Origin of the sequence: Yersinia bercovieri ATCC 43970 (genome assembly GCF_013282745.1) — a bacterium.
Taxonomy (GTDB): Bacteria; Pseudomonadota; Gammaproteobacteria; order Enterobacterales; family Enterobacteriaceae; genus Yersinia; species Yersinia bercovieri.
Window position 1 is genome coordinate 2,585,545 of sequence record NZ_CP054044.1, and the last position, 24,608, is coordinate 2,610,152.

Genomic DNA, 24,608 nt, shown 5'->3' on the forward strand with positions numbered 1-24,608 from the left:
GAATGTCAGTTGCTAATCTAATCGTCAGGTTGCTACCCTGTACCTGCTGCTCATATTATCCGCAAGGAGTGTGGGCGCTAACTAACTAAAATAATGAAAATTCCTCTTTGACTGGCCGATAGTGATATCGGCCATTTTTTTATGATTGTTATTGATTACAGCTATTGTTGATGACTGATAGCCGGTTTCAATAATTCCGGTAAATTCCCTTCGCCATATAAATGCAACGCGCCGACGGCTACCACATAGCGCCCGGGGGGTAACTGTTCTAGCTGTTGTTGCCAATGCTTGTTGCGCTGAATCATCAGTACCTCATAGAGGTTTTGGCTAAAGGTGGGGGCTAGCGTTGTCAGATCCGTGGTCGGATGATGTTCCAGCCACCAGCCAATCATGGTTTGCAGTAGGCGGGCATTGGTGTGCCAATGAGTTAGGGTATCAAGCAGTAAAGAGAGGCCGTTGTCAGGTAGTGTCGCCAACAGATCGAGCTGCATCTGCGCGCCTTCCAGCTCAATAATCTTTTTCTCCTGCGCGGCGGCCGCTCTCAACAATTGATAATCGATGCCATATTCGCCCCGCAACCCTAGTCGTTGGGCCTGGCGAGCTTGCAGCATCAAGGCCACTTGCCATGCGGGCAGAAAAGCCATCGACAGCGGGTCATTGTCCAGCTCTTCGCAGCGCTGCAACAGCTGTTGATAGTGCTCCTCAGACAATCTATCGACTAGGGGTTCAGTTAGAGGGGCCTGAGCAAAAGAGGGGGCAGCTTCGGTGATATCCGCTTCGACAATGAGTGCATCGGCCTGATTCAACTTATTCAGCAATTCATGGGGGAGGGGGAACATGCCATCGGTTCCCATATGGATACTACCGACCATATGGAAGTGGCGCTCACCGGGTAAGGTGATATCCAGCGCGGGGTAGGTGTAAGTCGTCGGCGCGTTAATCCCGAGGAGTGTTGCTATGCGGCGTAATAATTGGCCCATGTTATTCCCTTATCAGCATTTCCTAACATGCTAAACGCTAAATGGCGCACAAGAAAGTGTTGTGCGCCATAGGTTCTCGGGCAAGATTACTGTTTGGGTTTGTAGCGCAGTAATCGGTTGGCGTTACTGACCACGGTGATAGATGATAATGCCATCGCCGCGCCTGCTACCACTGGGCTGAGCAAGGTTCCGGTGAACGGGAACAAGATACCCGCGGCAATCGGAATTCCCAGCGCGTTGTAGAAAAATGCCCCCAGTAGATTTTGTTTCATATTGCGCAATGTGGCTTTGGAAAGCTCCACCGCATCGGCAACCCCATGCAGACTGTGGCGCATCAGGGTGATAGCGGCGGTTTCAATCGCAATATCACTGCCGCCCCCCATGGCAATGCCGACATCGGCTTGCGCCAGTGCGGGTGCATCATTGATGCCGTCACCTATCATCGCCACTTTATGGCCAGCCGCTTGTAACTGCTTGATAGCTTGCGCTTTACCATCGGGCAGGACACCGGCGATGACCTGATCAATACCGGCTTCTTTGGCGATAGCATTGGCAGTAATTGGGTTGTCACCGGTTAACATCACCAGGTTGTATCCCAGTTTATGCAGTCGTTGCAGGGCGCTGACACTGTCACTGCGCAGTGGATCGCGAATAGAGAGCAGTGCCGCCGGTTTGCCATTAGCGGTCAGGATGACCGGAGTCGCGCCACTTTCAGCTTGTTGCTGCATCAGTGATTGCAACTCATGGGTATCAATGTGCTGCTCTTCCAGCAGGCGGTTGTTCCCCAGTAACAGCGGAGTACCGTCAACTTCACCACTGACCCCCAAACCGCGCAAGGTGCGGAACTGGTTAACCGTCGCCAGTGTCACCCCTTCTGCACGCTGCAAAATGGCCCGGGCCAGCGGGTGATTGGAGCCAGTCTCCAGTGCTGCCGCCCACGCCAGCGCTTGCTGTTCGCTCACGCCGTTGAAGGTGTGGATAGCTACCACTTGCGGATGCCCTTCCGTCAAGGTGCCGGTTTTATCAAACACCAAGGTATCGAGGTTGCTGGCCTGCTGTAATGCATCAGCATCACGCACCAGGACACCAAATTCGGCAGCGCGACCGACGCCAGAGATAATCGACATCGGTGTTGCCAGCCCCAGTGCGCAAGGACAGGCGATAATCAGCACGGTAGTGGCGACCACCAAGGTGTAGACCAACTGCGGCTGCGGGCCGAAGAAGTACCAGATCAGCCCCGCAAACAGGGCAATCGCGACCACGGTCGGCACAAACACCGCCGAGATCCTATCCGCCAACTTACCGATTTCTGGTTTGCTGCTTTGCGCCTGACGGACCAGTTTGATGATGCGCGCCAGGGTGGTTTGGCTGCCAATGGCATTGGCGCGGAACAGCACCGAACCATCCTGTACTTGAGTCCCGGCGTGCACCTCATCACCGGCTGATTTTTGTTGCGGGATAGGTTCACCGGTCAGCATGGCCTCATCCATCCACACCTCCCCCTGCACTATCTCGCCATCAACTGGCACGCGGTCACCGGTGGTCAGGCGTAAGGTCATCCCCAGTTGGACATCCGCGAGTGGGATCACTCTCTCACCCTGATCCGTCACAACCCGCGCGGTCGGTGGCGTCAGATCTAATAGCCGCTCTAGCGCATTGGATGAGCGCTGTCTGGCCCGCTGTTCCATGGCATGGCCGAGGTTAATCAAGCCGATGATCATGGCACTGGCTTCATAATAGAGGTGGCGAGCTTCCATCGGGAAAACATCTGGCCAGATATTGACCGTGATGGAGTAGAGCCACGCCGCCCCCGTCCCTAACGCCACCAGGGTATCCATAGTGGCGCTGCCGTTTTTCAGGCTAACCCATGCATTACGATAAAAATGGCCGCCCGCCAATATCATCACCAACAAGGTAATGACCCCGACAATCAGCCATGGCGTCTGGGTTTCTGGTGTCAGCGTCATGCTGCCGCCAAATAACCCCCATCCCATCAATGGGATACCCAATAGCAGGCCAAGTGCTGCTTGCCACTGGAAGCGCTTCATACTGGCGTGCGACATCTGCTGCTGGCGCTCGCGTCGCTCCGTTTCATCCTCAATGATCTCGGCGTCATAACCGGCGCCCTTGACCGCAGCAATTAAGGCGTCATGACTCGGGGTTCCGGTCACCAATGCGCTGCGCTCGGCCAGATTGACCCGCGCCACCTCGACCCCATCAACATTTTCTAGCGCGTGTTGTACTTTGGATACACAGCTGGCGCAACTCATCCCGCTAAGCAATAACTGCACGCTATCGCTATCTGTCACTGGGGCGGCTGGGGTTATCTCTGTTTTGTTAGCATCATTTGTGGCCGGAGTGCTGCTTGCCGCTGGAGTAGCGGTGGTTGCCGGAATAGTTGTTACTGCTTGGATAGGTGAAGAGGCCGCTGCCTGATATTCCGGCTGAGATGGGGCTGAGTGAGTCAGCGGCTCAGTTTTTGGGGATTGCGCCCCAGGCAGTGTGGCGTGATAGCCCGCCTGTTCCACCGCGTCAATCAGCGTTTGTGCCTCAACCTTACCGTAGACTTTGGCGCTCTCGAGGGTGACATCCGCGGCAATCACACCGGGAACCGCTTCCAGTGCTTTGCGGGTGGTTTCGGTGCAGTGACCACAACTCAAACCAGAGAGCTGCAACTCAACATCAGGTGTTTGAGCAACTTGCGCTTGATAACCCGCTTGTTGAACCGCATCAATCAGCGCCTTAGTCTCGGCTTCACCGGTCACTTTGGCATAGTGAACATTCACTTCTGCATGATGAACATCCTCGCGGCTCTCTAACGCCGTTTTCACGCGTTTGGCACAACTCATACAGGAGAGCCCGTTTAAGGCCAGCACTGTGGTTTGCAACATAATTAACTCCTTATCGAGTAGCAACTTATCCGTTAATTTCGTCGGCATAAGTTTAGTCGGTATTCCTGGTCGTATATTGCAGCCTGCGCAATAATCAACTAATCGGTAACTCAGGGCTGTACAGCTTTTATTCCGCTTGACTGACAACGTCATTTTCACTAATTATGGAGGTTAAACCTTCCAGCAAGGGGAAGGTCAAGGGGGAGTATGAACATTAGTGATGTCGCAAAAAAAACGGGTTTAACCAGCAAAGCCATACGTTTTTACGAAGAAAAAAAACTGGTGACCGCACCCATCCGTACCGATAACGGTTACCGCAGCTACAGCGCCAAACATATTGAAGAGCTAACACTATTGCGTCAGGCGCGGCAGGTGGGCTTCACATTGGATGAGTGTCGCGAGTTGTTGGCACTGTTCCATAACCCGGCCAGACACAGCGCAGATGTAAAAGCCGCAACTTTGCTAAAAGTAGCGGAAATTGAGCAACATATTAATGATCTCAATCAGATGCGCTTGCGGTTGTTGGCCCTGGCGGATGAGTGTCCGGGGGATGATGGCGCTGATTGCCCGATTATCAATAATCTGGCGGGATGTTGCCACATGGCTGATCAGCAGAAAGTGGGTTGATGGGGGGAATATTATTAGGGGGGATACTGTTGGGATGGAAAATTGTGGATGTGGAATAAAACAGTGGGTATGGAATATAGCTAAAGGCGTATTGAGATAAATACGCCTTTATATCAATAATTAGTGATGAACAGCCCGCACATGCAAGGTATTGCCTTCCACTAATATCACTTCAACTTCAGTGCCAACACTCAGCTCATTAGCGCAATAAATACGCCAACTGCTGTCGCCGACTTTCATGCGGCCATAGCCATCAATCGTCGGTTCGGTCAGGGTGGCTCGCGTCCCCAGCAATTGATGATTACGTTGGTTGAGCATCGCCGGTTGCGGTTTGGTGCGTTTACTTAACCAATACCACCACAGGAAGGCGGCGACCACCGTCAGGATGGCAAACAGCACACCTTGCATCTCCCAGCTAAAGGGAAATAGCCAGACCAAAGCACCCACCACCACGGCGGCAACACCGCTCCACAGCATATAACCACTGGCACCTAGCATCTCAGCGGCGAGTAATAGCCCGCCGAGTGATAGCCAAAACCAGCTTGGATTCGCTGCAATTTCCTCCAGCATGGTTATTTACCCCGGCTGTTTTTACTCTCACCAATCAGTTCTGCAATACCACCGATAGCACCCATCAGGCTGCTGGCCTCCAGCGGCATCATGATCACTTTGCTGTTATTGGCAGAACCAATGTGTTGCAGTGCGTCGGTATATTTCTGCGCCACAAAGTAGTTGATGGCTTGAATATCACCGGCAGCGATGGCTTCAGAAACCATTCTGGTGGCTTGAGCTTCAGCTTCAGCGCCACGTTCACGGGCTTCCGCCTGCAAGAATGCAGATTGACGCTCACCTTCCGCTTTCAGGATCTGTGATTGCTTCTCACCTTCAGCACGCAGAATTGCGGCCTGACGAACCCCTTCGGCTTCCAGAATATCGGCACGTTTAGTACGTTCTGCTTTCATCTGCGCATTCATCGCAGAGATCAATTCAGCAGGTGGGCGCACGTCACGGACTTCAATACGGGTGACTTTGATGCCCCATGGGTTGGTAGCTTCATCAACGATATGCAACAGGCGGCCATTAATGTTGTCGCGTTGGGACAACATTTCATCCAGCTCCATGGAGCCTAAAACGGTACGGAAGTTGGTCATGGTCAGGTTGATGATGGCCGATTCCAAATTGCTGACTTCATAAGCGGCTTTCACCGGGTCAATAACCTGGATAAAGCAGACCGCATCGATCGCCACGTTGGCGTTATCGCGGGAGATGATCTCTTGGGATGGGATATCCAAGACTTGCTCCATCATATTGATTTTACGACCAACACGATCCATAAATGGCACAACGATATTCAGGCCCGGCATCAGCGTTTTGGTATAGCGACCAAAACGTTCGACAGTCCACTGGAAACCTTGCGGGACAATTTTGATTGAAGAGAACACCACAATCAGGGCGACAACGATAAGAACAGGGATGACCGTAAACATATTTAACTTCCTGTCAGCAATGATATTTGTATCTTAATATTACGTGACGGGTCGCTAAATGCCTAACTAAAGGCAGGTAAAAGCGTGTAAATGAGAGAAAACTCGACTGGAGCAGAGTAAAACAGCGCGGGATGACCCCGCGCAGGAGCAAATAAGGGGATCGCCAAAAAGATTGTGGCGATTAACTCTCGCGGTCAGTACAGCAATGAATAGAGTTGACGGCGATATTTGGCGGCCAGTGCATCACCGGTTCCTAATGCGGCCAAAATATCCATTAATGTCTTACGCGCCGTGCCGTTAGCAGCGGCCAAATCTTTTTTCAGATGACCGAGCAACAGCTCCAGTGCCTCTTCATTGCGGCCGACCTGATGCAGCTGCAATGCCAATTGAACCGCCAACTCCACATTATCCGGCTGCTCTGCCAGCTGTTGCTGTAGCTGCTGGATCTCTGGGGTGTCGGCCGCCTGTTTCAGCAACTCGATTTGAGCAATCAGCCCTTGATAGCGGGTATCACGGTCTTGCAGCGGAATGGTTGCCAACACCGCTTCGGCATCTTCACTGCGGTTCAACTGGATTTGTACTTCAGCCAGTTGCAGGCCAATTTCACTGTTTTGCCCACTTAATGCCCAGGCCTCTTTCAGTAACGGCAGGGCTTCCTGCACTTTGCCTTCGCTGATTAATTGCGTGGCTTCAGTGACTTTCAACTCTTCCGGTTTTGGCAGCACCCGCTGTAGCAGTTCGCGGATAACCTCCTCTGGCTGCGGCCCTTGGAAACCATCAACCGGTTGACCATCTTTAAACAGATACACTGCCGGAATGGAGCGCAGGCCAAACTGTGAGGCCACCATCTGCTGCGCGTCACAATCTACACGGGCCAGAATAAATTGCCCCGCATACTCTGCGGCCAGTTTGTCCAGTACCGGGGTCAATTGCAGGCAGTGCTGACTGCGTTCTGACCAAAAATAGAACAGCACGGGCACGGCCATGGATTGTTCTAAGGTCTGGTGTAGGTTTGTTTCAGTAATATCGATCGTAGTAGGTGCTAGCATAAAATATTTCTCTCATCCGTTTTATACCCGTCATACTGCAAGCTGCATGTGCGTTGGCTGCGCTTGTTACTCGGCCCATCCTTGGGCCTCGCCTCTACGAGGCCGCTGCGAGCAGCGTTCAAATCTATTTCCGACAGATTTGTCACCCGAATCATTAACTGGGGTCAACTCATCGGGACTCGCTCAGTTGCCGCCTTCCTGCAACTCGAATTATTTAGGGTATAGCAGTTAATTGGGGCAAGTTATGTTGCTTCAACCCTCATCACTTTTATCAATAATTACCACGTATCAAGAGTTACCACGCAGGACTTTATCTAACATCCGCCCTGGCAAGATGCGGCGCAGTATCGTCAGTGCATGGGCGACCAGGGTGACCGGATAGCGCAATTGCGGGCGCGGACTCTCCAGCGCGTGGCGCAATTTCGGCAATATAGCTTCTGGTGGCAGCGTAAACCGCTTCGCGATACCGGGATTATTGACTGGCTTATTGGCTTCGGCTTGATTCACATTTTGCGTGAAATGGGTGCTGATAGGGCCGGGTTCGATCAGGCTGACATAAATCCCGCTGTCGTGCAGCTCCATGCGCAGCGCGTCAGACCAGGCCTCTAGCGCATATTTGCTGGCCGCGTAAGCACCACGGCCAGCGGTCGAAACCAACCCCATCACCGAGCTGGTTTGAATAATGCGCCCTTCGCCATGGGGTAACATGGCCGGTAACAGTAATTGTGTTAGTTGGTGAGTGCCGAACAGATTGGTGGAGAATTGCTGCTCCAACTGCTGGCGGGAGATAGTTTGCAGCGGGCCATATAAACCAAAACCGCCGTTGTTAAACAGACCATACAAGCGCCCGCCTGTCAGTGCGATAACTTGCGCTGCCGCGCGCTCGACACTGGCACTGTCATCCAAATCCAGCTCAATACCTTCCAGCCCCAACTGTGTCATCTTTGCCACATCATCGGGTTTACGGCAGGCCGCCAGTACGCGGTAACCTCGGTTTTTCAACTCTTGCGCCGCCACCAGACCAATGCCACTGGAACAACCGGTAATTAATACTGCTTTTTGCATAACTTTACCTAGTGAGTGAATCTATTTGCTTGAACAAGTGGTTAACTAAAGCATTATTACTGTTTATTAGTCACTAACGGCTTGAGTTGCTGCGCCATCCAATCAGCGATGAACGGCTGAGCCTCGGCGTTAGGGTGTAAACCATCATCCTGCATCCACTCGGGCTTTACGGCAACTTGTTCCATAAAGAAAGGAACCAGCGGAATGCCAAATTGCTGTGCCAGTTGTGGATAGATAGCGGTGAAGGCATCAGTATAGCGGCGACCATAGTTAGGCGGAATGCGGATTTGCATCAATAAAGGTTCGGCTCTTGACTCCTTTACCAGATTGATAATTTGTGTCAGATCCCGTTGAATATCCTGCGTTGGAAAACCACGCAACCCATCATTGGCGCCCAGTTCAATCAGCACCCAGCGCGGCTGATGTTGCTTGAGCAGCGCAGGCAGGCGGGCCAAACCTTGGGCGGCAGTATCGCCACTAATACTGGCGTTTACTACCTTTGGCAATGAGGAGTTGTTCTGCCATGTTTTATCCAGCCGTGTAGGCCAGGCCTCGGCAATGGGCAAGCGGTAACCGGCGCTCAAACTGTCGCCGAGAATCAACAGTGTATCGGTTGCGGCGGCACGCAAACTGAATAATCCCAATAGCAATAGGAAGGGAAGATGCCAGCGGAAAACGTTCTTGAAGTTCATCATCTTAATAAGCACGTCGGTCAGGGTGAGCAACAGCTCTCCATCCTTACCGGAGTTGAGCTAGTTGTCAAACCCGCTCAGACAATTGCACTGATTGGCGAGTCAGGTTCAGGTAAATCCACGTTACTGGGCATACTGGCGGGTCTGGATGACGGTAGCAGTGGCGAGGTGAGCTTACTTGGTCACTCTTTGACGGCGATGGATGAAGAGGGGCGCGCGCAACTGCGGGCAGAGCATATCGGCTTTGTGTTTCAATCATTTATGTTAGTACCGACACTCAATACATTGGAAAATGTCCAACTCCCAGCCCTACTGCGGGGAGAGAGCGAGCGCGAAAGTAAAGCACATGCGATCGAGCTGTTAAAGCTGGTGGGGTTGGATCAGCGCCTTCATCATCTTCCGGCCCAGCTTTCTGGCGGCGAGCAGCAGCGGGTGGCGCTAGCCCGCGCTTTCAGTGGGCGGCCTAAAGTGCTATTTGCCGATGAGCCTACCGGTAACCTCGATCGCCATACCGGTGACCGCATCGCCGATTTGTTATTTTCCCTTAATCGCGACTACGGCACCACGTTAATTCTGGTCACCCACGATGTGCAACTGGCGGGTCGTTGCCAGCGCCGGCTGCGTTTACAGGACGGCAAATTGTGGGAGGAAGCATGATTTGGCGCTGGTTTTGGCGTGAGTGGCGCTCACCCTCACTGTTAATTGTCTGGCTGGCATTAACGCTGGCGGTGGCCTGTGTGCTGGCGTTAGGCACCATCAGTGACCGCATGGAGAAGGGGCTGAGTCAGCAGAGCCGCGATTTTCTGGCGGGTGATCGGGTGCTGAGTGCCGCGCACCCTGTGCCTGAGGGCTGGTTGCTGGAGGCGAAACAGCAGGGGCTGACTGTCAGTCGCCAGCTCTCCTTTATGACCATGACTTTTGCCGGTGATCGTCCGCAGTTGGCGGATGTCAAAGCCACCGATTTGGCTTATCCGCTGTATGGCAAGCTCGAGACTCAGCCGGCCGGCGCGCGACTTGAACCGGGCACGGTGCTGGTGGCGCCAAGGCTTTTATCGCTGCTCGGGGTGAAGGTCGGTGACAGATTAGAGGTGGGGGATACCTCGCTAAAAATTGTCGGCGAAGTGATTCAGGAGCCGGATTCTGGATTTAATCCGTTCCAAACCTCGCCGCGTATTTTGATCAATCTGATTGATGTGGAGAAAACAGGCGCGATACAGCCGGGCAGCCGCCTGACCTATCGCTACATGTTTGCTGGCTCACCGCAGGCGGTGGCGCAGTTCAGCGACTGGCTCACCCCGCAATTGAAGCCGGAGCAGCGCTGGTATGGCCTGCAAGAGTCCGGTGGCGCATTGGGGAAATCCCTGCAACGGGCGCAGCAATTCTTGCTGTTATCGGCGCTCTTGACGCTATTGCTCTCGATTGCCGCGGTGGCGGTGGCGATGGGGCACTACTGCCGCAGCCGCTATGACTTGGTTGCGGTGCTGAAAACCTTAGGGGCCGGACGCCGTGCGCTACGGCGGCTGATTATTGGTCAGTGGCTAGCAGTGCTGGTGCTGGCGGGCCTGTGTGGCAGCCTGATTGGCCTGCTGTTCGAGGGCATTCTCGTGCGCTTATTGTCACCGGTATTACCGGCGGCACTACCCGCTGCGGGTGCATGGCCATGGGTATGGTCAATGGGATCACTGGTATTGATTTCGTTGCTGGTGGGTATTCGCCCCTATCGACAACTGCTGGCGACCCAGCCATTGCGGGTCTTACGCCGCGATGTCTCCGCCAATGTCTGGCCGCTGCGCTACTTTATCCCGGTGATGATGGTTATCGTGGTAGGGCTGTTGGCGCTACTGATGGGGGGCAACTCCCTGCTGTGGGCTATTCTCGGTGGTATGGTGGTCTTGGCGTTACTGCTCGGGGTGATAGGTTGGGGCGGTTTGTTACTGTTGCGCCGCCTCACCGTCACCCGTTTGTCATTGCGGTTAGCCATCAACCGCTTGCTCCGCCAGCCATGGATGACGCTGACTCAATTGGCGGCATTTTCGTTATCCTTCATGCTGTTGGCGTTGCTGTTAGTGCTGCGCGGCGATCTGCTGGATCGCTGGCAGCAGCAACTGCCGCCAGATAGTCCAAACTACTTTTTGCTGAATATGACACCGCAACAGGTGCCGCAGGTGACCGAATTTCTGGCGCAGCATCAGATCACCCCTGCGACCTTTTATCCGATTGTTCGGGTGCGATTGAGTGAAATTAACCAGCAACTGGCCACTGAGCGGGTGCATGAAGATGATCCCGGCGGTGAAGCGGTTAACCGCGAATTGAATCTGACCTGGCAGCAAGATTTACCGGCGCACAATATTTTGACCGCCGGTCAGTGGCCACCAAAGGCAGATGAAGTGTCGATGGAGCAGGGGATCGCCGAACGACTGGGCATTAAAATCGGCGATAAGCTGACATTTAGTGGCGATACGCAATCATTTGAGGCCACTGTGAGCAGTATTCGCCAGGTGGACTGGGAGAGTTTGCGGCCTAATTTCTACTTTATTTTCCCGCCGGGTGCGCTGGATAAGCAGCCACAAACCTGGCTGACCAGCTTCCGCTATCAGGGGGATGGGGAAGCACTGACGCAACTGAATCGCCAGTTCCCGACACTTAGCTTGCTGGATATTGGCGCGATGCTAAAACAGGTCGGGCAGGTGTTACAGCAGGTCAGTCGCGCGCTGGAAGTGATGGTGGTGTTGGTCATTATTTGTGGCACTTTGCTGCTGCTGGCACAGGTACAGGTAGGGATGCGCCAGCGCCGTCAGGAGCTGGTGGTCTATCGCACACTGGGCGCAAGTAAACGCTTACTGCGCGGCACCTTGTGGTGGGAGTTCGCGCTATTGGGGCTGGTGGCTGGTCTGGCGGCAGCTATTGGTGCGGAAGCCGCGCTCTGGGCGTTACAGCGGTTAGTCTTTGACTTCCCGTGGCAGCCTAATTGGGTCATGTGGTGGCTATTGCCGCTGGCGGCAGCGCTGCTGTTATCACTCTGTGGCGGTTGGCTTGGTGCGCGGTTGTTACAGGGGCGGGCTCTATTTCGCAACTATGAGGGGTAGATTTTATTCGCGGGCAGCATGAGTTGCCCGCGAGTTATTAGTTTCCTGCGAATAATTTACAGCTTCGCCTGCGCCCAACGCAGGGCGTTTTGGTACTCTGCGGGCAGCAACGGGGCCAGCTCGGCCAGCGCGGCACTTAATGCTGCGCCATCGGGATCATTCAAATTCAAATGACCCACTTTGCGGCCTTCACGCACCTCTTTTTCGTACCAGTGCAGGTGCACCAATGGCAGCGACAGCCATTGGGTGTTTACCGCCGTGCCAATCAGATTGACCATCGCCGATGGGGTATTTACCACCGGCTTGGGCAGCGGCAAATCCAAAATGGCGCGCAGATGCAGCTCGAACTGGCTGATGGAGGCACCATTTTGGGTCCAGTGACCACTGTTATGCACCCGTGGTGCTAACTCATTGATCAGCAAACTGTCGCCGACCATAAAGCACTCCATCGCCATCACCCCAACATAATTCAGCTCATCCATAATGGCCGCGAGCATCTGTTCCGCTTGTTGCTGTAAGCGGCTATTCGGCTGAGGCAGTGCCACGCTGATGCGCAAGATGCCATCTTCATGCAAATTGTGGGTCAGCGGATAAAAAACTGATTTGCCGTGATGGCTGCGAGCGCCGACCAGCGAAACTTCGCCGGAGAAGTTAATGCCCTGCTCGACAATGCACTCGCCGTAAGCATCGGCGGGTAAGGTATCTTGCTCACCCGCGCGCAAACGCCACTGACCACGACCATCGTAGCCGCCGACCCGGCGTTTCACGATGGCAAGTTCGCCCAGTGAGGCGAAAACCTGCGGCCACTCGCTGGCACTAGCCAATAGTTGCCAAGGGGCAGTGGCCAGATTCAGGCTATCAAGCAGCTGTTTTTGTGTCAGGCGGTCAGCCAGACGCGGGAAAATATCGCGGTTAACAAAGGCGGTATGTGTTGCCAGTTCGCGAGTTAAGGCGGTTTCCGGCCAGCGCTCAATCTCAGCGGTGATCACACTGTGCTGATAAGGCACCGCTTCTGGTTCGGCATCTAACCCCACCGGATAAACGGCAATGCCTAACGGCTCACCCGCCTGGCGCAACATGCGCCCTAACTGACCATTACCTAATACGCAAACCGGCTTCATGCTTCATCCCTCGGATCGGGGTTTTCCAACACTTCGTCCGTTTGGCTTTGACGCCAATTAGCCAGACGGCCAGCTAATTCAGCGTCATGCAGCGCTAATATTTGAGCGGCGAGCAATGCAGCATTCGCCGCGCCCGCTTTACCAATAGCCAGTGTCCCCACCGGAATACCACGCGGCATCTGCACAATGGAATAGAGGCTATCGACGCCACTTAACGCCGCACTTTGTACCGGAACACCTAAAACCGGCACCAGTGTTTTGGCCGCGATCATCCCCGGTAGGTGAGCTGCCCCGCCGGCGCCCGCAATAATGACATGTAAGCCATTGGCATCCGCTTGTTCGGCAAAACTGAACAGTTTATCGGGGGTTCTGTGTGCAGAGACCACTTCGACATGAAACGGAACATTGAGCGTGGTGAGCACGTCGGCGGCGAACTGCATGGTGGCCCAGTCACTTTTGGACCCCATTACGATAGCGATTTTAACCCCGGCTGCATAAGCCGAATCGAGGTTGGCTCCCATGAGGGTAAGGCTCCTGTGATTGCGCAAGCGTCGGCCAGAACGAAGTTAGGTATCGTGGCTGGCGATGAGGGCGTAGAGCATATCATGAGCCAAAGGCGAGGAAAACGGTTGCGTCGCGGCTTTTAGTGGGATTTTGCGGTTTTTTAGTGGTGCGCTAATGATAAATAGCGCCGTGGTTATTGAGCATCAGGCGGTCAAAACGGGAATTTAATCAACTCAACACTTTCAGCCGTGACTTTTACCATCGAACCTTCAACATGCCAGGCACCCAAAACCACCCGATGCGCTGTTGCTGCGGGCAGTGCTACATTATGAACTGCGGGGCGATGAGTGTGGCCATGAATCATCCAACTGACCTGATTCCGCTGAAATGTATCAATGACAGCTTGTGGATTCACATCCATGATGAGTTGCGACTTTCCGCTATTGTTCTGTTGGCTTTGGTTGCGCATATAAGCGGCAATCCGTAAACGAAAGCGCAGTGGCAGCCATAGGAAGAGTTTTTGAATCAGGGGGTTGTGAACTCTGCGCCGAAAATGCTGATAGTCGGCATCATCGGTACATAAAGTATCACCATGCAAAATCACTATTCTGCGGCCATACAGTTCGACGACTTTCTCTTCCGCGAGTAACGTCATGCCGCTTTCAGCCGCAAAGCGTTTACCGAGTAGAAAATCGCGGTTGCCGTGAATAAAGTAGCAGGGTACGCCCTGTTGCTGGAGTGATTTTAATGCAGCGGCAACTTGCCGATACAGTGGCTCGGGGTCATCATCGCCAATCCAGGACTCGAATAAATCGCCTAGGATATATAAAGCATCAGCATGAATAGCATCACGCTGTATAAAATGCAGGAAACCGGCAGTGATTGCCGGCTCCTGAGCGCTAAGATGCAAATCTGCAATAAAAAGCGTGCTCATTAAGTCGCTATTACTCGCTTACAGTAACGCTTTTAATGATGACGTCTTCTTTTGGCACATCCTGATGCATACCGCTGCGACCTGTTGCGACGTTTTTGATCTTCTCAACCACGTCCAAACCCTCGGTAACTTCAGCAAATACACAGTAGCCCCAGCCATCTGGGCGCTCTGAACGGAAGTTCAGGAAGTCGTTGTCTGCAACGTTAATAAAGAACTGAGCAGTGGCAGAGTGTGGATCGTTAGTTCGCGCCATTGCCAGTGTGCCACGGGTGTTTTTCAGACCATTATTGGCTTCGTTCTTGATAGGTGCATCAGTCTCTTTTTGATTCATGCCCGGCTCGAAACCACCGCCCTGAATCATGAAACCATCAATAACACGGTGGAAAATAGTGTTATCATAGAAACCTTTACGGCAGTAGTTCAGGAAGTTCTCAACGGTAACCGGCGCTTTATCCGCGAAGGTGTTGACGACGATATCGCCGTGATTAGTATGAAACGTGACCATAATAATATTCCTGCTAGTGTAATAAGTGTGTTCACAAATGAGTCGTAACCCTTTAGACGGCTCTTATATCATATCTCTGAGATTGAGTCAGCAGTCGCAACACGGCCAATATGGGCGAAAAAGTGCTGAATCACGGGCTGATTTACCGCATAATCTGATGATATCCTGTTATACCCTTGGTCATTGAAGCTGAAGGAGCATTTGCTTGCAGCTTAGCTGCAACCTCAATGACTTTGAGTATCAACCCTGCATACCGCAAAAAAACAACACCACGGAATGTCCCGATGCTAAAGATTTTTAATACACTGAGTCGCCAAAAAGAGGAATTCAAGCCTATCCATGCCGGTAAAATTGGTATGTATGTATGCGGGATCACCATTTATGACCTGTGTCACATTGGGCATGGGCGTACTTTCGTTGCGTTCGACGTTGTTGCGCGTTATTTGCGTTATTTAGGTTACTCGCTGACGTATGTGCGTAATGTTACTGACGTTGACGATAAAATTATCAAACGTGCGATTGAAAATAGTGAAACCTGCGAGCAACTGACCACGCGGATGCTGGCAGAAATGCATAAAGATTTCGATGCATTGAACCTCGAACGCCCCGATTTAGAGCCGCGTGCGACTCACCATATCCCGGAAATAATTGAGCTGGTCGAGCGCCTGATCGCCCGCGATCACGCCTATGTGGCATCAAATGGTGATGTGATGTTTGCCGTGGACAGTGATCCAGATTATGGGCTGTTGTCGCGCCAAGACTTGGATCAGTTACAGGCGGGGGCGCGAGTTGAAGTGGCGGATGTTAAACGCAATCCGATGGATTTTGTGCTGTGGAAAATGTCTAAACCGGGCGAGCCAAGCTGGGAATCACCTTGGGGGGCGGGCCGTCCTGGCTGGCATATTGAGTGTTCAGCAATGAACAGCAAACAGCTAGGTGCGCACTTCGATATCCACGGTGGCGGTTCTGATTTGATGTTCCCGCACCACGAAAATGAGATTGCACAATCTACCTGCGCCCATGATGGCCCTTATGTGAACTACTGGATGCACTCCGGTATGGTGATGATCGACAAAGAAAAAATGTCGAAATCGCTGAATAACTTCTTCACTATCCGCGACGTGCTGGCGTATTACGATGCTGAAACCGTGCGCTACTTCCTGATGTCCGGGCACTATCGCAGCCAACTTAACTACAGCGAAGAGAACCTCAAACAGGCGCGCGCTTCGCTGGAGCGTTTATATACCGCGCTGCGTGGCACTGACGCGAATGCAGCCCCTGCTGGTGGTGCTGAGTTTGAAGCGCGTTTTCGCGCAGCAATGGATGATGATTTCAATACCCCAGAGGCTTACTCAGTGTTGTTTGATATCGCCCGTGAAGTGAATCGCTTAAAAACGGAAGATATCGCTGCGGCGAATGGGTTAGCGGCAGAGCTGCGTAAACTGGCTCATGTGCTGGGCTTACTGGAACAAGATCCTGAGCTGTTTTTGCAAAGTGGTGCACAGACTGACGGCGATGAGGTTGCGAAAATTGAAGCGCTAATTAAGCAACGCAACGATGCCCGCAGTAGCAAAGATTGGGCGCTGGCTGATTCTGCTCGTGATCAATTGAATGAGCTGGGGATTGTGTTGGAAGATGGCCCTCAAGGCACGACATGGCGTCGTAAATAACATACTGTTTTGTCGCGCCGGGCAGGGGGATTGCTTCGCGTGATAAAACTAAAAATATTGCGGTTCTGGCTCTGGTCAGCAACCGCATTTTTTTTGCCTGAATCTTTGGCGTTAGCGAGCTTGAGCTTGCCACTGCCGAGGTTGTTAGGCTTTAACCTGCACTTTCATACCTTGAAACTCAACAATCTGGTCAGCAAGGATTTTGCAGCGCTTGCGTGTTTCGACACTTCCGTCGACTTTTACCTGACCATCGGCAATCGCGGCTTTTGCTGAGGCGCCGCTATCGTTCCAGCCTTGTAATTTTAATAAATCACACAGCTCGACGTGCGGGTGTTTTTCCAAATGAAAAATGTCCATTACTGTCCTTTCAATCAATTTTCGTTGATGTCGTGATATTCCTCGCAGGCTTGCAAGGTATTTTGTATCAGTGTCGCAACGGTCATTGGCCCAACGCCACCGGGAACCGGTGTAATCCAACCCGCACGTTCAACGGCGACATCAAATTCTACATCACCGACTACTTTACCACTTTCCAGGCGGTTAATGCCGACATCAATCACGATAGCACCCGGTTTTATCCACTCACCGGGAATAAAACCGGGTTTACCCACGGCAACTACCAATAACTCAGCATTTTCGACATGCTGACGCAGATTCTTGGTGAAGCGATGCGTTACCGTGGTGGTGCAACCCGCCAGCAGCAGCTCCAGACTCATTGGACGGCCAACAATATTAGATGCGCCAACCACGACGGCGTTCAGGCCATAAGTCGGGATCTCATAGCGTTCCAGCAGTGTAACGATACCGCGCGGGGTGCAAGGGCGCAGTTTCGGCGCACGTTGGCACAGACGGCCGACGTTGTATGGATGGAAGCCATCGACATCTTTATCAGGATGGATGCGCTCCAGCACTTTGACATTATCAATGCCGGCAGGTAGTGGCAGTTGTACCAGTATTCCATCTATCTCATTGTCGTCATTCAATGAATCAATCAATGCCAACAGTTCAGCTTCAGTGGTGCTCTTCGGGAGGTCATAGGAGCGAGAGATAAAACCGACCTCTTCACATGCCTTACGTTTACTGGCGACGTAAATTTGTGACGCTGGATTCTCGCCGACCAATACCACGGCAAGACCCGGAGCGCGCTTACCCGCAGCCAGACGTTTCTGTACTAACGCCGCAACTTCGTTTCTTACCTGCTGCGCAATCGTTTTACCATCAATAATTTTTGCTGACATCAGTGGAGGGGTCCATCAATTAAAAAAGCGGGAATATGTCTATTTTGTCAGAAGCGGGCCGCGCTGTCAGGCGCATAATAACGATTAATTAACGATTAAATAGCCAGTTGATAAACGGTAAGGTGAAAACCCATTGACTCGAAAGCGACTGCCCGTATAATCCAACCCGCAACTGACTACCCACAGCGTTCTATGCTGCGGTGAATATCAAATGCGCCCTTAGCTCAGTTGGATAGAGCAACGGCCTTCTAAGCCGTAGGTCACAGGTTCGAGCCCTGTAGGGCGTACCATCTATACCTCTTCTAACGTCTATCTAAGTCTACTAATCCCTTATATAATCAGCCTCTCTGACAATTCCTAGCATCCCAACGTCTACCTACATCCACTGCAATCAACAACAAAGTGGGGGTACTATTGGGGGTATGTCTAGGTTCAATGAAGTGAGATACCCCCACATGAAACTGAACGCCCGACAGGTCGATACTGCAAAGCCAAAAGAGAAGCCCTATAAGCTATCTGATGGAGGTGGATTATTTTTGTTAGTAAAAACTACTGGTTCACGTTGTTGGCGGCTGAAGTATCGGATCGCCGGTAAAGAAAAATTGCTAGCATTTGGGGTCTTTCCTGATATCACTCTTGCTGAAGCCAGAGCAAAAAGAGATGAGGCAAAGCATATACTTGCAGTGGGCGGCGACCCAGGTGAAGAAAAAAAAGTAGAAAAACAAACCAGAAAAGTCAGCATTGATAACACGTTCGAAGCTCTAGCCAGAGAATGGCATGCCTACAAAAGGCCCAATTGGTCTAAAGGTTATGCTGATGATTTAATGGAGTCGTTCGAAAAAGACATATTCCCTTACGTTGGTAAACGTCCAATTGCCGAAATCAAGCCTCTAGAAATTCTCGAAACCCTACGTAAGTTAGAAAAGCGTGGCGTCCTCGATAAAATGCGTAAGATCCGTCAGGCATGCAGCCAAACTTTCCGTTATGCAATCGTAACTGGCAGAGCAGAGAACAATCCAGCAAGTGAACTAGCTGGCGCTCTGGCGGTTCAGAAGCACACACATTACCCCCACCTCTTAGCGAACGAGCTTCCCGCATACCTTAATGCTCTCAACGCCTATAGCGGCAGTACAGTCACTCGAATAGCAACACGGCTCCTTATGCTTACCGGTGTTCGTACAACTGAACTACGGGCTGCTGAGTGGCTAGAATTTGACTTGGACAAAGCCGTCTGGGAAGTTCCTACCGCCAGAATGAAAATGCGTCGTCCTCACTTGGTTCCCTTGTCAGTGCAAGTTTTGGCATTACTGCGTCAATTACATGAGATTACTGGGCGATTTAAACTGGTATTCCCCGGTCGTAATGACAGCTTAAAGCCAATGAGCGAAGCCAGTATTAATCAGGTCATAAAACGTATTGGTTATCATGGTAAAGCCACTGGTCACGGTTTCCGGCACACTATGAGTACCATTTTGCATGAGCAGGGGTTTAATACTGCGTGGATAGAAACACAGTTGGCACACGTGGATAAAAACAGCATTCGTGGTACCTACAATCACGCCCAGTATCTGGATGGTCGTCGAGAAATGCTTCAGTGGTATGCCGACTATATGGATAGCCTGGAACGTCAGTCAAAAGCTTAGTGATTAGGTAAAATTCTTCCGTGAGGAATAAAAAAGGGTCGGTTCAGTAGGTTCAGTCGGTTCAATATTTTAGTTTGTTGATTTATAAGTTAATTAATTCATTTTTTGAACCGACCCTGAACCGACTTTAGGCCATTTGAACCGACCCTAATCGCGTTATCTCCCGAAAACCTGGCTTTTTCTCAGCTAAATAACCCTAAATCAGTAATCGATAAGCTAAAATTGCTCACCCGAATTTGATGTGAAAATGTGAAGTAATGTCGTGAATTGGCAAGGGGGAATGCTGGACGAGTATACAGTGGTGATTTATAGTAGACCTCAAGAAAATAAGGCTATGCCTAGGCTGATCCCCGAAAACCAGTACACCTCTACTGGCTGGCATAGTCCCCAATATTTAGAGGATGCGAGGTGGCGTATGGAACTCAAAATTATACCATTTGAATATTGCTCTTTAGAAAGGGCTGCAAAGTTTTTTGGATGTGAAATGGAAGATTTTTTTCACTGGTATGAAACGAAAAAAATTTCCCTTTCCTTGAAGCTTTTGGAGCATCGAGCCACAGTTTTATCGATCGACAACAAAACTATAGAATATAAAACTGAATATTGGGGAGATGATCATATTGAATATGATGTAATGGCCTCTGCAAATAATGAGTTTTCATATATTGACAATATAAGTGCTTTTGTGGGCAATCGGCTTTCATATGATCATTTATGTCAGGTTTATAGGGTAAATGGTTATGCTCATGATTTCTGGCGGCCTTGCGATGCGTTTATTCAATCGCTTCGCCGTGGTGGAAGAATCATGGATAGCTTTTCCGCATCTCCTTATGATTTTGAAGGTGATTTCCGTATCATGATAGAGGTGCAGGAAGGAACACAAACCTCAGACCCAGAATCACCAGTTTTTTATTTTTATCCAGAATTCACTATTGGTGATTTAGTTTTGTATAAAACAGACTTGGATATAATCAATCATCTTATGTGTGGTGTTGAGTATTCCCCTGAAAAAAACAATGAATTAAATTCAGATTTATTAACTGTTGCTGATATTAGTACTGAGGAAATTCAAAGTGAAATATTGGAGTGGACTGAGTTTTCAAGTAAAGAAACTTCTTTGAAATTTATTGCTGGAATGGTTCTTGCTTTACACAAGTCATCCCCAAAATTTAGAAATGGAACTAAAATAAATCGAACTTCAATTGCGAAAGAAGCAATATTAAGAATAACAGAGCAAGGAATTGAATTCGATATAACTGAACGCCAACTCACAAATCTTATGAATAAAGCACTGACTGATTATGCACCAAAAATTTAGAGTTAGCATATTTACTAAGTCATTTCCAAATGGGCTTCCAAAGCCCATTTCAAATTGAAGTTCTATCAATTTTACGGCAATTTCCACAGTTGATTTTTTTTGATGATTTAATAAAACCTGTAATCTACCAACGTCCAATGACAACGTTAAATAGAAACAGGGGACAACATGCCACAAGCAGCACAATCACTTATCCGCCTATCAGAAGTCCAACGCCGCACTGGTTACAGTAAGGCTTGGCTTTACCGTCTCATCAGCCAGAATCGTTTTCCCCAATCGATTAAAATCGGTACCCGTTCTATTGCCTTCATTGAAAGCGAAATTGACGAATGGATCAATCAGCGCATTGCTGAATCCCGCAAGGAAGTCGCCTGATTATGCATATAGGGTGTTCATTTGTTGCGTGTGTTTGCGTTCGACTTAATCCAGCATTTGATTTCCATCGCTACAACTATCAAGCGATTTAACGAAGAGTAATTAAACATGAAAAAATTAAATGCCTTAATTGGCAGTACCCAAACTCAGCCTAAAATCGTACTCAGCGGTATTAACGTTAATGGTTTGCCTATCGAGTTTGTAGATCAATGGACAGAGTATTGGACTAAGCAAAGTTTCGCTATTTCTGTCCCTGCCAATATTCGTCGCCAGTATTATCCCGATGATTCAGCGTTCAGTGTAGCCATGCACAAAGCTGGCTATGTGCCGGTTCGTACTCGGAAGCTGACAGGGAAAGACGGACGATTCTGGTTGTATCGAGTAACCGGCAAAGATAAGGGGGTTGTCGCACCAGTTCCCGCTAATAGCAAGGCTTGTGGCCTATTTGTGCAGGTGTCACATAAGCCTCGATATGGTTATAACGAGGTCGCTTTAGATGGAAAATTACTTCATGTATACGGTGACCACATCCGCTTACTGACTAAAAAGCGGGTTCGTGTGAATGGTAAGCAGGTTCAGGGCTACACAGCTAAAGGTCTGCGTGTGGAGGTGGTGGCATGATGCTTACAACTCCAGTAGCCAGCCAGAAAAAGGCATTTCCCTTGGTTGGCACCCTGAACCGACTATCTTTGAGCGAGTCGGAGACTAACCCGTTAATTTCGGAGCAGTTGAAAGTCAGTAATACTGACGCTCAAAATTTAAACTACGAAACTTCCGTAGTACCTGGTGCAAGCAATCTATACCAATCTCCAGAATATAGTGGAGATCACCACTCAGCCAAATATTTAGCTCAGCAGTCATTACCCAAATACTGTGATTTATTGAGTTTAACGGAACTGCAATTCGGTTCAGATAAAGAAAAGGGTAGCATTCACAGTGCTACCCTTCGGGATTACTCAGATGGTTCTGACTTGGACTTCTTGCGCTGTTCTGTCTTGAGTTTACGCCCGCAGGCATCAAGTACCCAAGAAGAGAAGCTAGCACTTGGGTTTTCTTCTTTATCGCGTTCTACTCTTGCATCAATTTCTTCGATTAAATCGTTGGGGAATCGAATCCCTTTGTATGTTGATTTATTGTTCTTGTGGCCTGTTGCCATGGTGCCCGCCATTTGGAGTTTCTTCAATAGAATCGACAATACAACAAGATTTAAACTTAGTGAAGTGTTTAAACAAAATATGGTTGACGTGTTTAAACAAACAGAGTTAATCTGTTTAAACACCTTATCCACAGGTAAGGCACAGGTAATAAACAAAATAGCGACGCCTCAGAGTGCGGGAACACTGTTGAGGCGTCTCACCACCAACGTTAACGTAAGTAACGAGGTAGCTATGTTAAATCATACCCAAACTCGCCCTAAATTTCAGTATCTCTTTCTCGCAGTGTGCCGTTCTGACCTGAACGCAACGCCGCACCGCGAATCAGTCACTGCCCATTCTGAACAAGATGCTCGCCGCTCTCTGGCTGGTCAGTTCGTACTTTCCTTTGCTGGTCGTATTCCTGCACAGGGGGTATGCAATGCTTAAAAAATACCGTGTTGAATTTAGCGCATTAGACGCTGCTGGTGGTGCTCTCAAACTGTCATGGCGTGGTGAAGCTGAAAGCCTTGATAAAGCATCAGCTACTGTTCTCTTGGGGGCTACAGAGCGCCGCTTAAGCAACGTTCAGATCACCAGCATCATGCAGCTCCTTGATGAGGATGATATCTACCCACCTTCATACAAAGAAACTCAAGCCCTGATTGCTGAACTGATGGGCAGCCGTGGTAAGCCAATCCCTGATACCAGCGAGAATGTATCCCGCACTCGGTTACTTCGCGTTAAAGAAGGTCTGCTTCATTTGTTGACGGTTGTTATTCCTCTGATTGAGAACGAGCAGCAACGATTGCAGGTGTATTGGTGGGCTGAGGCGGTACATAACATCGTACGGTTTGAAGAGCATGATGCGAAAAATGAGCGGGGGGTGTGCAATGTCTAAAAAAACTGAACTGGCTCCGGTAGCGGCCAAAAATTTACAGATTATCGAATATCGCGGTCAGCGTGTGGCAACTACCGAGCAGCTTGCGGCTGGGTATGGCACAACGGTGATCCGTATTCAGCAAAACCACCATGAAAATAAATCCCGTTTTGTTGAGGGTAAGCACTTCTTCAAAGTTGTTGGTACTGAACTCAACAATTTGCGACTAGTTTTAAGCGAACTGCAAATCTCACCAAAAACTCGCTCACTTATGCTGTGGACTGAGCGCGGTGCTGCCAATCACGCAAAGATGTTAGAAACCGATCAGGCGTGGGAATACTACAACGATCTCACTGAGTTTTACTTCTCCCGACGGGATGCATTGCCAGCACCTGCAACTATTCCCGACCTCAGTCGTTTGGAAATTCTTCAGTTGGCTATCGACTCCGAGCAAGGCCGTTTAGCTGAAAAGCAACGCGCCGACAAAGCTATTCGTACCAAAGGCCAGATTAGCCGTAAACGTGAAGCCAGCGCCCTCGGCAAACTAAGTGCAGCCACTCGCAAATGTCGTGTACTGGAAGAACGGCTAGGGGAAAGTACAAAGCATGCCACGGTGAAAGCTGTAGAAAATGTGACTCATCAGAAGTTTGCGTGGCATCCGTTGCGGAAATGGTGTCTTGAAAATGGCTTTAAACCTGAGATTGTGCCGGATCCACAGTATGGCTCTGTAAAATCATGGCCTTGCGAAGCATGGCTGGCAGTACATAGCATCAATCTGTCCGATGTTATGGGGGTGACTCATGGATAAATTAGCGCCCTGTGAAGTTTCCGATCTTCTCAGTGAAATTGCTTCAATTTTAAAAGTTAGTTCAATGCTGATTGCTAGTGAGGATGGTAACGACACGGGTTATGAACTTCTTTGGATCGCTCAGGAACGCGCTGAAAAAGCGGCGAAAAATATTAAGGGGGTGAATTATGGGCCAACCACAGCCAAATGATCGTTACAAAGACAGTCATGGCTCATTGGTCACTGTCGATTCCGTTGCCTTTAATCGCGTTACCTTTAGCCGTGACGGATATTCATCGCCCTGCATTATGCCGCTGGCACGGTTCGTTACTGAATTTACCTTTATCGGGAGAGCATAACCATGAAAGCCAATGAATCAGTACCTCTGAATATTGCCACGCATAAGGCTGGTCAATTAAATGCTCTCTTGCTGTTGATGTTTGAATCCAATGTTGAATTAGATACTACTGACGAAAAGGAATTACTAGGTCTAGCACTGGATCTCGCCGGGCCAGTTGCGGTTCATTTGCTTGAACGGGAGGCCGGACAAAATGGAGCGCCTTGATATAGCCAGTAGCTAAATGCCCTGTATTTAATTAGTTAGCATTCCAACATCTAAAAAA

Annotated in this window: 27 protein-coding genes and 1 tRNA gene; 15 read left to right on the forward strand and 13 right to left on the reverse strand. The window is 50.3% G+C overall.

All coding sequences use genetic code 11. The annotated features are described in order from the left end of the window. Window positions 1–161: 161 nt before the first annotated feature. Entirely contained in the window at window positions 162–980 is an 819-nt protein-coding gene (locus tag HRK25_RS11560; RefSeq protein ID WP_005277062.1) for a TraB/GumN family protein, read from the reverse strand. A gap of 86 nt (window positions 981–1,066) precedes the next feature. Beyond that, window positions 1,067–3,871 (reverse strand): copper-exporting P-type ATPase CopA, encoded by a 2,805-nt coding sequence (gene copA, locus HRK25_RS11565; RefSeq protein ID WP_032898482.1) that lies wholly within the window; start codon window positions 3,869–3,871, stop codon window positions 1,067–1,069. Window positions 3,872–4,078: 207 nt separating this feature from the next. Here copA and cueR point away from each other — a divergent pair, with 207 nt between their 5' ends. Continuing rightward, window positions 4,079–4,498: a Cu(I)-responsive transcriptional regulator gene (gene cueR, locus HRK25_RS11570; protein WP_005277059.1), complete on the forward strand. Its 420-nt coding sequence runs from the start codon at window positions 4,079–4,081 to the stop codon at window positions 4,496–4,498. Window positions 4,499–4,618: 120 nt separating this feature from the next. Here the strand turns inward: cueR and HRK25_RS11575 are convergent, their stop codons facing one another. The 5 genes from HRK25_RS11575 to tesA form a co-directional block, all read right to left on the reverse strand. Beyond that, on the reverse strand, window positions 4,619–5,068 hold the full coding sequence (locus HRK25_RS11575; RefSeq protein ID WP_005277057.1) for an NfeD family protein: 450 nt from the start codon (window positions 5,066–5,068) through the stop codon (window positions 4,619–4,621). Between the two features lie 2 nt (window positions 5,069–5,070). Continuing rightward, complete coding sequence (locus tag HRK25_RS11580) at window positions 5,071–5,985, reverse strand: SPFH domain-containing protein (RefSeq protein ID WP_004704953.1); 915 nt, start codon at window positions 5,983–5,985, stop codon at window positions 5,071–5,073. Window positions 5,986–6,179: 194 nt separating this feature from the next. Then, window positions 6,180–7,034: a co-chaperone YbbN gene (locus tag HRK25_RS11585; RefSeq protein ID WP_032898481.1), complete on the reverse strand. Its 855-nt coding sequence runs from the start codon at window positions 7,032–7,034 to the stop codon at window positions 6,180–6,182. A gap of 288 nt (window positions 7,035–7,322) precedes the next feature. Further along, a complete protein-coding gene (locus HRK25_RS11590) occupies window positions 7,323–8,099 on the reverse strand; it encodes an SDR family oxidoreductase (RefSeq protein ID WP_005277053.1) in 777 nt (258 codons plus the stop codon). A 56-nt stretch (window positions 8,100–8,155) separates the two neighbouring features. Continuing rightward, entirely contained in the window at window positions 8,156–8,791 is a 636-nt protein-coding gene (gene tesA / locus HRK25_RS11595) for a multifunctional acyl-CoA thioesterase I/protease I/lysophospholipase L1 (RefSeq protein WP_032898480.1), read from the reverse strand. On the opposite strand from tesA, the gene ybbA reads away from it, so the two are divergent. Beyond that, a complete protein-coding gene (gene ybbA, locus HRK25_RS11600) occupies window positions 8,762–9,448 on the forward strand; it encodes a putative ABC transporter ATP-binding protein YbbA (RefSeq protein ID WP_005277049.1) in 687 nt (228 codons plus the stop codon). The two genes, tesA and ybbA, sit on opposite strands and share 30 nt — an antisense overlap. Continuing rightward, window positions 9,445–11,877 (forward strand): putative ABC transporter permease subunit YbbP, encoded by a 2,433-nt coding sequence (gene ybbP, locus HRK25_RS11605; RefSeq protein WP_032898479.1) that lies wholly within the window; start codon window positions 9,445–9,447, stop codon window positions 11,875–11,877. Before ybbA ends, ybbP begins: the two co-directional genes overlap by 4 nt. Before the next feature lie 56 nt (window positions 11,878–11,933). Here the strand turns inward: ybbP and purK are convergent, their stop codons facing one another. The 4 genes from purK to ppiB form a co-directional block, all read right to left on the reverse strand. Next, window positions 11,934–12,998, reverse strand: coding sequence for a 5-(carboxyamino)imidazole ribonucleotide synthase (purK, locus tag HRK25_RS11610; RefSeq protein WP_032898478.1), 1,065 nt, complete (start codon window positions 12,996–12,998; stop codon window positions 11,934–11,936). Next, window positions 12,995–13,519 (reverse strand): 5-(carboxyamino)imidazole ribonucleotide mutase, encoded by a 525-nt coding sequence (purE, locus tag HRK25_RS11615; RefSeq protein ID WP_032898477.1) that lies wholly within the window; start codon window positions 13,517–13,519, stop codon window positions 12,995–12,997. The genes purK and purE overlap by 4 nt, the downstream gene beginning before the upstream one ends. Window positions 13,520–13,713: 194 nt before the next feature. After that, window positions 13,714–14,436 carry a UDP-2,3-diacylglucosamine diphosphatase gene (locus tag HRK25_RS11620; protein ID WP_005277039.1) on the reverse strand — a complete coding sequence of 241 codons (723 nt, stop codon included), beginning with the start codon at window positions 14,434–14,436 and terminating at the stop codon, window positions 13,714–13,716. Between the two features lie 10 nt (window positions 14,437–14,446). Then, a complete protein-coding gene (ppiB, locus tag HRK25_RS11625) occupies window positions 14,447–14,941 on the reverse strand; it encodes a peptidylprolyl isomerase B (protein WP_004873351.1) in 495 nt (164 codons plus the stop codon). A gap of 284 nt (window positions 14,942–15,225) precedes the next feature. Here ppiB and cysS point away from each other — a divergent pair, with 284 nt between their 5' ends. Beyond that, entirely contained in the window at window positions 15,226–16,611 is a 1,386-nt protein-coding gene (gene cysS / locus HRK25_RS11630) for a cysteine--tRNA ligase (protein ID WP_005277038.1), read from the forward strand. Window positions 16,612–16,755: 144 nt separating this feature from the next. Here cysS and ybcJ read toward each other — a convergent pair whose 3' ends face one another. Both ybcJ and folD read right to left on the reverse strand, forming a co-directional pair. Beyond that, the gene (ybcJ, locus tag HRK25_RS11635; RefSeq protein WP_005277036.1) at window positions 16,756–16,968 is read right to left on the reverse strand and encodes a ribosome-associated protein YbcJ; all 213 of its coding nucleotides are present in this window, start codon (window positions 16,966–16,968) and stop codon (window positions 16,756–16,758) included. A 14-nt stretch (window positions 16,969–16,982) separates the two neighbouring features. Next, the gene (gene folD, locus HRK25_RS11640) at window positions 16,983–17,849 is read right to left on the reverse strand and encodes a bifunctional methylenetetrahydrofolate dehydrogenase/methenyltetrahydrofolate cyclohydrolase FolD (RefSeq protein ID WP_005277034.1); all 867 of its coding nucleotides are present in this window, start codon (window positions 17,847–17,849) and stop codon (window positions 16,983–16,985) included. 213 nt (window positions 17,850–18,062) lie between these two features. On the opposite strand from folD, the gene HRK25_RS11645 reads away from it, so the two are divergent. The 11 genes from HRK25_RS11645 to HRK25_RS11695 all read left to right on the forward strand — a co-directional run bounded on the left by HRK25_RS11645 (window position 18,063) and on the right by HRK25_RS11695 (window position 24,550). Then, window positions 18,063–18,139, forward strand: a tRNA-Arg gene (locus tag HRK25_RS11645). A 165-nt stretch (window positions 18,140–18,304) separates the two neighbouring features. After that, window positions 18,305–19,492, forward strand: a complete 1,188-nt coding sequence (locus tag HRK25_RS11650; RefSeq protein WP_032898476.1) for a tyrosine-type recombinase/integrase — start codon at window positions 18,305–18,307, stop codon at window positions 19,490–19,492. 262 nt (window positions 19,493–19,754) lie between these two features. Continuing rightward, the gene (locus tag HRK25_RS11655; protein ID WP_152411979.1) at window positions 19,755–20,810 is read left to right on the forward strand and encodes a hypothetical protein; all 1,056 of its coding nucleotides are present in this window, start codon (window positions 19,755–19,757) and stop codon (window positions 20,808–20,810) included. Window positions 20,811–20,978: 168 nt separating this feature from the next. Next, window positions 20,979–21,185: a helix-turn-helix transcriptional regulator gene (locus HRK25_RS11660; protein WP_005277026.1), complete on the forward strand. Its 207-nt coding sequence runs from the start codon at window positions 20,979–20,981 to the stop codon at window positions 21,183–21,185. A gap of 108 nt (window positions 21,186–21,293) precedes the next feature. Beyond that, window positions 21,294–21,806 (forward strand): hypothetical protein, encoded by a 513-nt coding sequence (locus HRK25_RS11665; protein ID WP_032898475.1) that lies wholly within the window; start codon window positions 21,294–21,296, stop codon window positions 21,804–21,806. Continuing rightward, window positions 21,803–22,768, forward strand: coding sequence for a host cell division inhibitor Icd-like protein (locus HRK25_RS20445; RefSeq protein ID WP_420906713.1), 966 nt, complete (start codon window positions 21,803–21,805; stop codon window positions 22,766–22,768). Before HRK25_RS11665 ends, HRK25_RS20445 begins: the two co-directional genes overlap by 4 nt. Then, a complete protein-coding gene (locus HRK25_RS20210; RefSeq protein ID WP_244262469.1) occupies window positions 22,761–23,219 on the forward strand; it encodes a hypothetical protein in 459 nt (152 codons plus the stop codon). The genes HRK25_RS20445 and HRK25_RS20210 overlap by 8 nt, the downstream gene beginning before the upstream one ends. Next, window positions 23,212–24,006, forward strand: coding sequence for an ORF6N domain-containing protein (locus HRK25_RS11680; RefSeq protein WP_032898474.1), 795 nt, complete (start codon window positions 23,212–23,214; stop codon window positions 24,004–24,006). The genes HRK25_RS20210 and HRK25_RS11680 overlap by 8 nt, the downstream gene beginning before the upstream one ends. After that, entirely contained in the window at window positions 23,999–24,196 is a 198-nt protein-coding gene (locus tag HRK25_RS11685; RefSeq protein ID WP_032898473.1) for a hypothetical protein, read from the forward strand. Before HRK25_RS11680 ends, HRK25_RS11685 begins: the two co-directional genes overlap by 8 nt. Then, window positions 24,174–24,344, forward strand: coding sequence for a DUF4222 domain-containing protein (locus HRK25_RS11690; protein ID WP_032898472.1), 171 nt, complete (start codon window positions 24,174–24,176; stop codon window positions 24,342–24,344). Before HRK25_RS11685 ends, HRK25_RS11690 begins: the two co-directional genes overlap by 23 nt. A gap of 2 nt (window positions 24,345–24,346) precedes the next feature. After that, complete coding sequence (locus HRK25_RS11695) at window positions 24,347–24,550, forward strand: hypothetical protein (protein WP_032898471.1); 204 nt, start codon at window positions 24,347–24,349, stop codon at window positions 24,548–24,550. Window positions 24,551–24,608: the final 58 nt, after the last annotated feature.

Coding starts and splice junctions, on each gene's coding strand:
- HRK25_RS11560 (WP_005277062.1), bottom strand. CDS start 980: ATGGGCCAATTATTACGCCGCATAGCAACACTCCTCGGGATTAACGCG.
- copA (WP_032898482.1), bottom strand. CDS start 3,871: ATGTTGCAAACCACAGTGCTGGCCTTAAACGGGCTCTCCTGTATGAGT.
- cueR (WP_005277059.1), top strand. CDS start 4,079: ATGAACATTAGTGATGTCGCAAAAAAAACGGGTTTAACCAGCAAAGCC.
- HRK25_RS11575 (WP_005277057.1), bottom strand. CDS start 5,068: ATGCTGGAGGAAATTGCAGCGAATCCAAGCTGGTTTTGGCTATCACTC.
- HRK25_RS11580 (WP_004704953.1), bottom strand. CDS start 5,985: ATGTTTACGGTCATCCCTGTTCTTATCGTTGTCGCCCTGATTGTGGTG.
- HRK25_RS11585 (WP_032898481.1), bottom strand. CDS start 7,034: ATGCTAGCACCTACTACGATCGATATTACTGAAACAAACCTACACCAG.
- HRK25_RS11590 (WP_005277053.1), bottom strand. CDS start 8,099: ATGCAAAAAGCAGTATTAATTACCGGTTGTTCCAGTGGCATTGGTCTG.
- ybbA (WP_005277049.1), top strand. CDS start 8,762: ATGCCAGCGGAAAACGTTCTTGAAGTTCATCATCTTAATAAGCACGTC.
- tesA (WP_032898480.1), bottom strand. CDS start 8,791: ATGAACTTCAAGAACGTTTTCCGCTGGCATCTTCCCTTCCTATTGCTA.
- ybbP (WP_032898479.1), top strand. CDS start 9,445: ATGATTTGGCGCTGGTTTTGGCGTGAGTGGCGCTCACCCTCACTGTTA.
- purK (WP_032898478.1), bottom strand. CDS start 12,998: ATGAAGCCGGTTTGCGTATTAGGTAATGGTCAGTTAGGGCGCATGTTG.
- purE (WP_032898477.1), bottom strand. CDS start 13,519: ATGGGAGCCAACCTCGATTCGGCTTATGCAGCCGGGGTTAAAATCGCT.
- HRK25_RS11620 (WP_005277039.1), bottom strand. CDS start 14,436: ATGAGCACGCTTTTTATTGCAGATTTGCATCTTAGCGCTCAGGAGCCG.
- ppiB (WP_004873351.1), bottom strand. CDS start 14,941: ATGGTCACGTTTCATACTAATCACGGCGATATCGTCGTCAACACCTTC.
- cysS (WP_005277038.1), top strand. CDS start 15,226: ATGCTAAAGATTTTTAATACACTGAGTCGCCAAAAAGAGGAATTCAAG.
- ybcJ (WP_005277036.1), bottom strand. CDS start 16,968: ATGGACATTTTTCATTTGGAAAAACACCCGCACGTCGAGCTGTGTGAT.
- folD (WP_005277034.1), bottom strand. CDS start 17,849: ATGTCAGCAAAAATTATTGATGGTAAAACGATTGCGCAGCAGGTAAGA.
- HRK25_RS11650 (WP_032898476.1), top strand. CDS start 18,305: ATGAAACTGAACGCCCGACAGGTCGATACTGCAAAGCCAAAAGAGAAG.
- HRK25_RS11660 (WP_005277026.1), top strand. CDS start 20,979: ATGCCACAAGCAGCACAATCACTTATCCGCCTATCAGAAGTCCAACGC.
- HRK25_RS11665 (WP_032898475.1), top strand. CDS start 21,294: ATGAAAAAATTAAATGCCTTAATTGGCAGTACCCAAACTCAGCCTAAA.
- HRK25_RS20445 (WP_420906713.1), top strand. CDS start 21,803: ATGATGCTTACAACTCCAGTAGCCAGCCAGAAAAAGGCATTTCCCTTG.
- HRK25_RS20210 (WP_244262469.1), top strand. CDS start 22,761: ATGCTTAAAAAATACCGTGTTGAATTTAGCGCATTAGACGCTGCTGGT.
- HRK25_RS11680 (WP_032898474.1), top strand. CDS start 23,212: ATGTCTAAAAAAACTGAACTGGCTCCGGTAGCGGCCAAAAATTTACAG.
- HRK25_RS11685 (WP_032898473.1), top strand. CDS start 23,999: ATGGATAAATTAGCGCCCTGTGAAGTTTCCGATCTTCTCAGTGAAATT.
- HRK25_RS11690 (WP_032898472.1), top strand. CDS start 24,174: ATGGGCCAACCACAGCCAAATGATCGTTACAAAGACAGTCATGGCTCA.
- HRK25_RS11695 (WP_032898471.1), top strand. CDS start 24,347: ATGAAAGCCAATGAATCAGTACCTCTGAATATTGCCACGCATAAGGCT.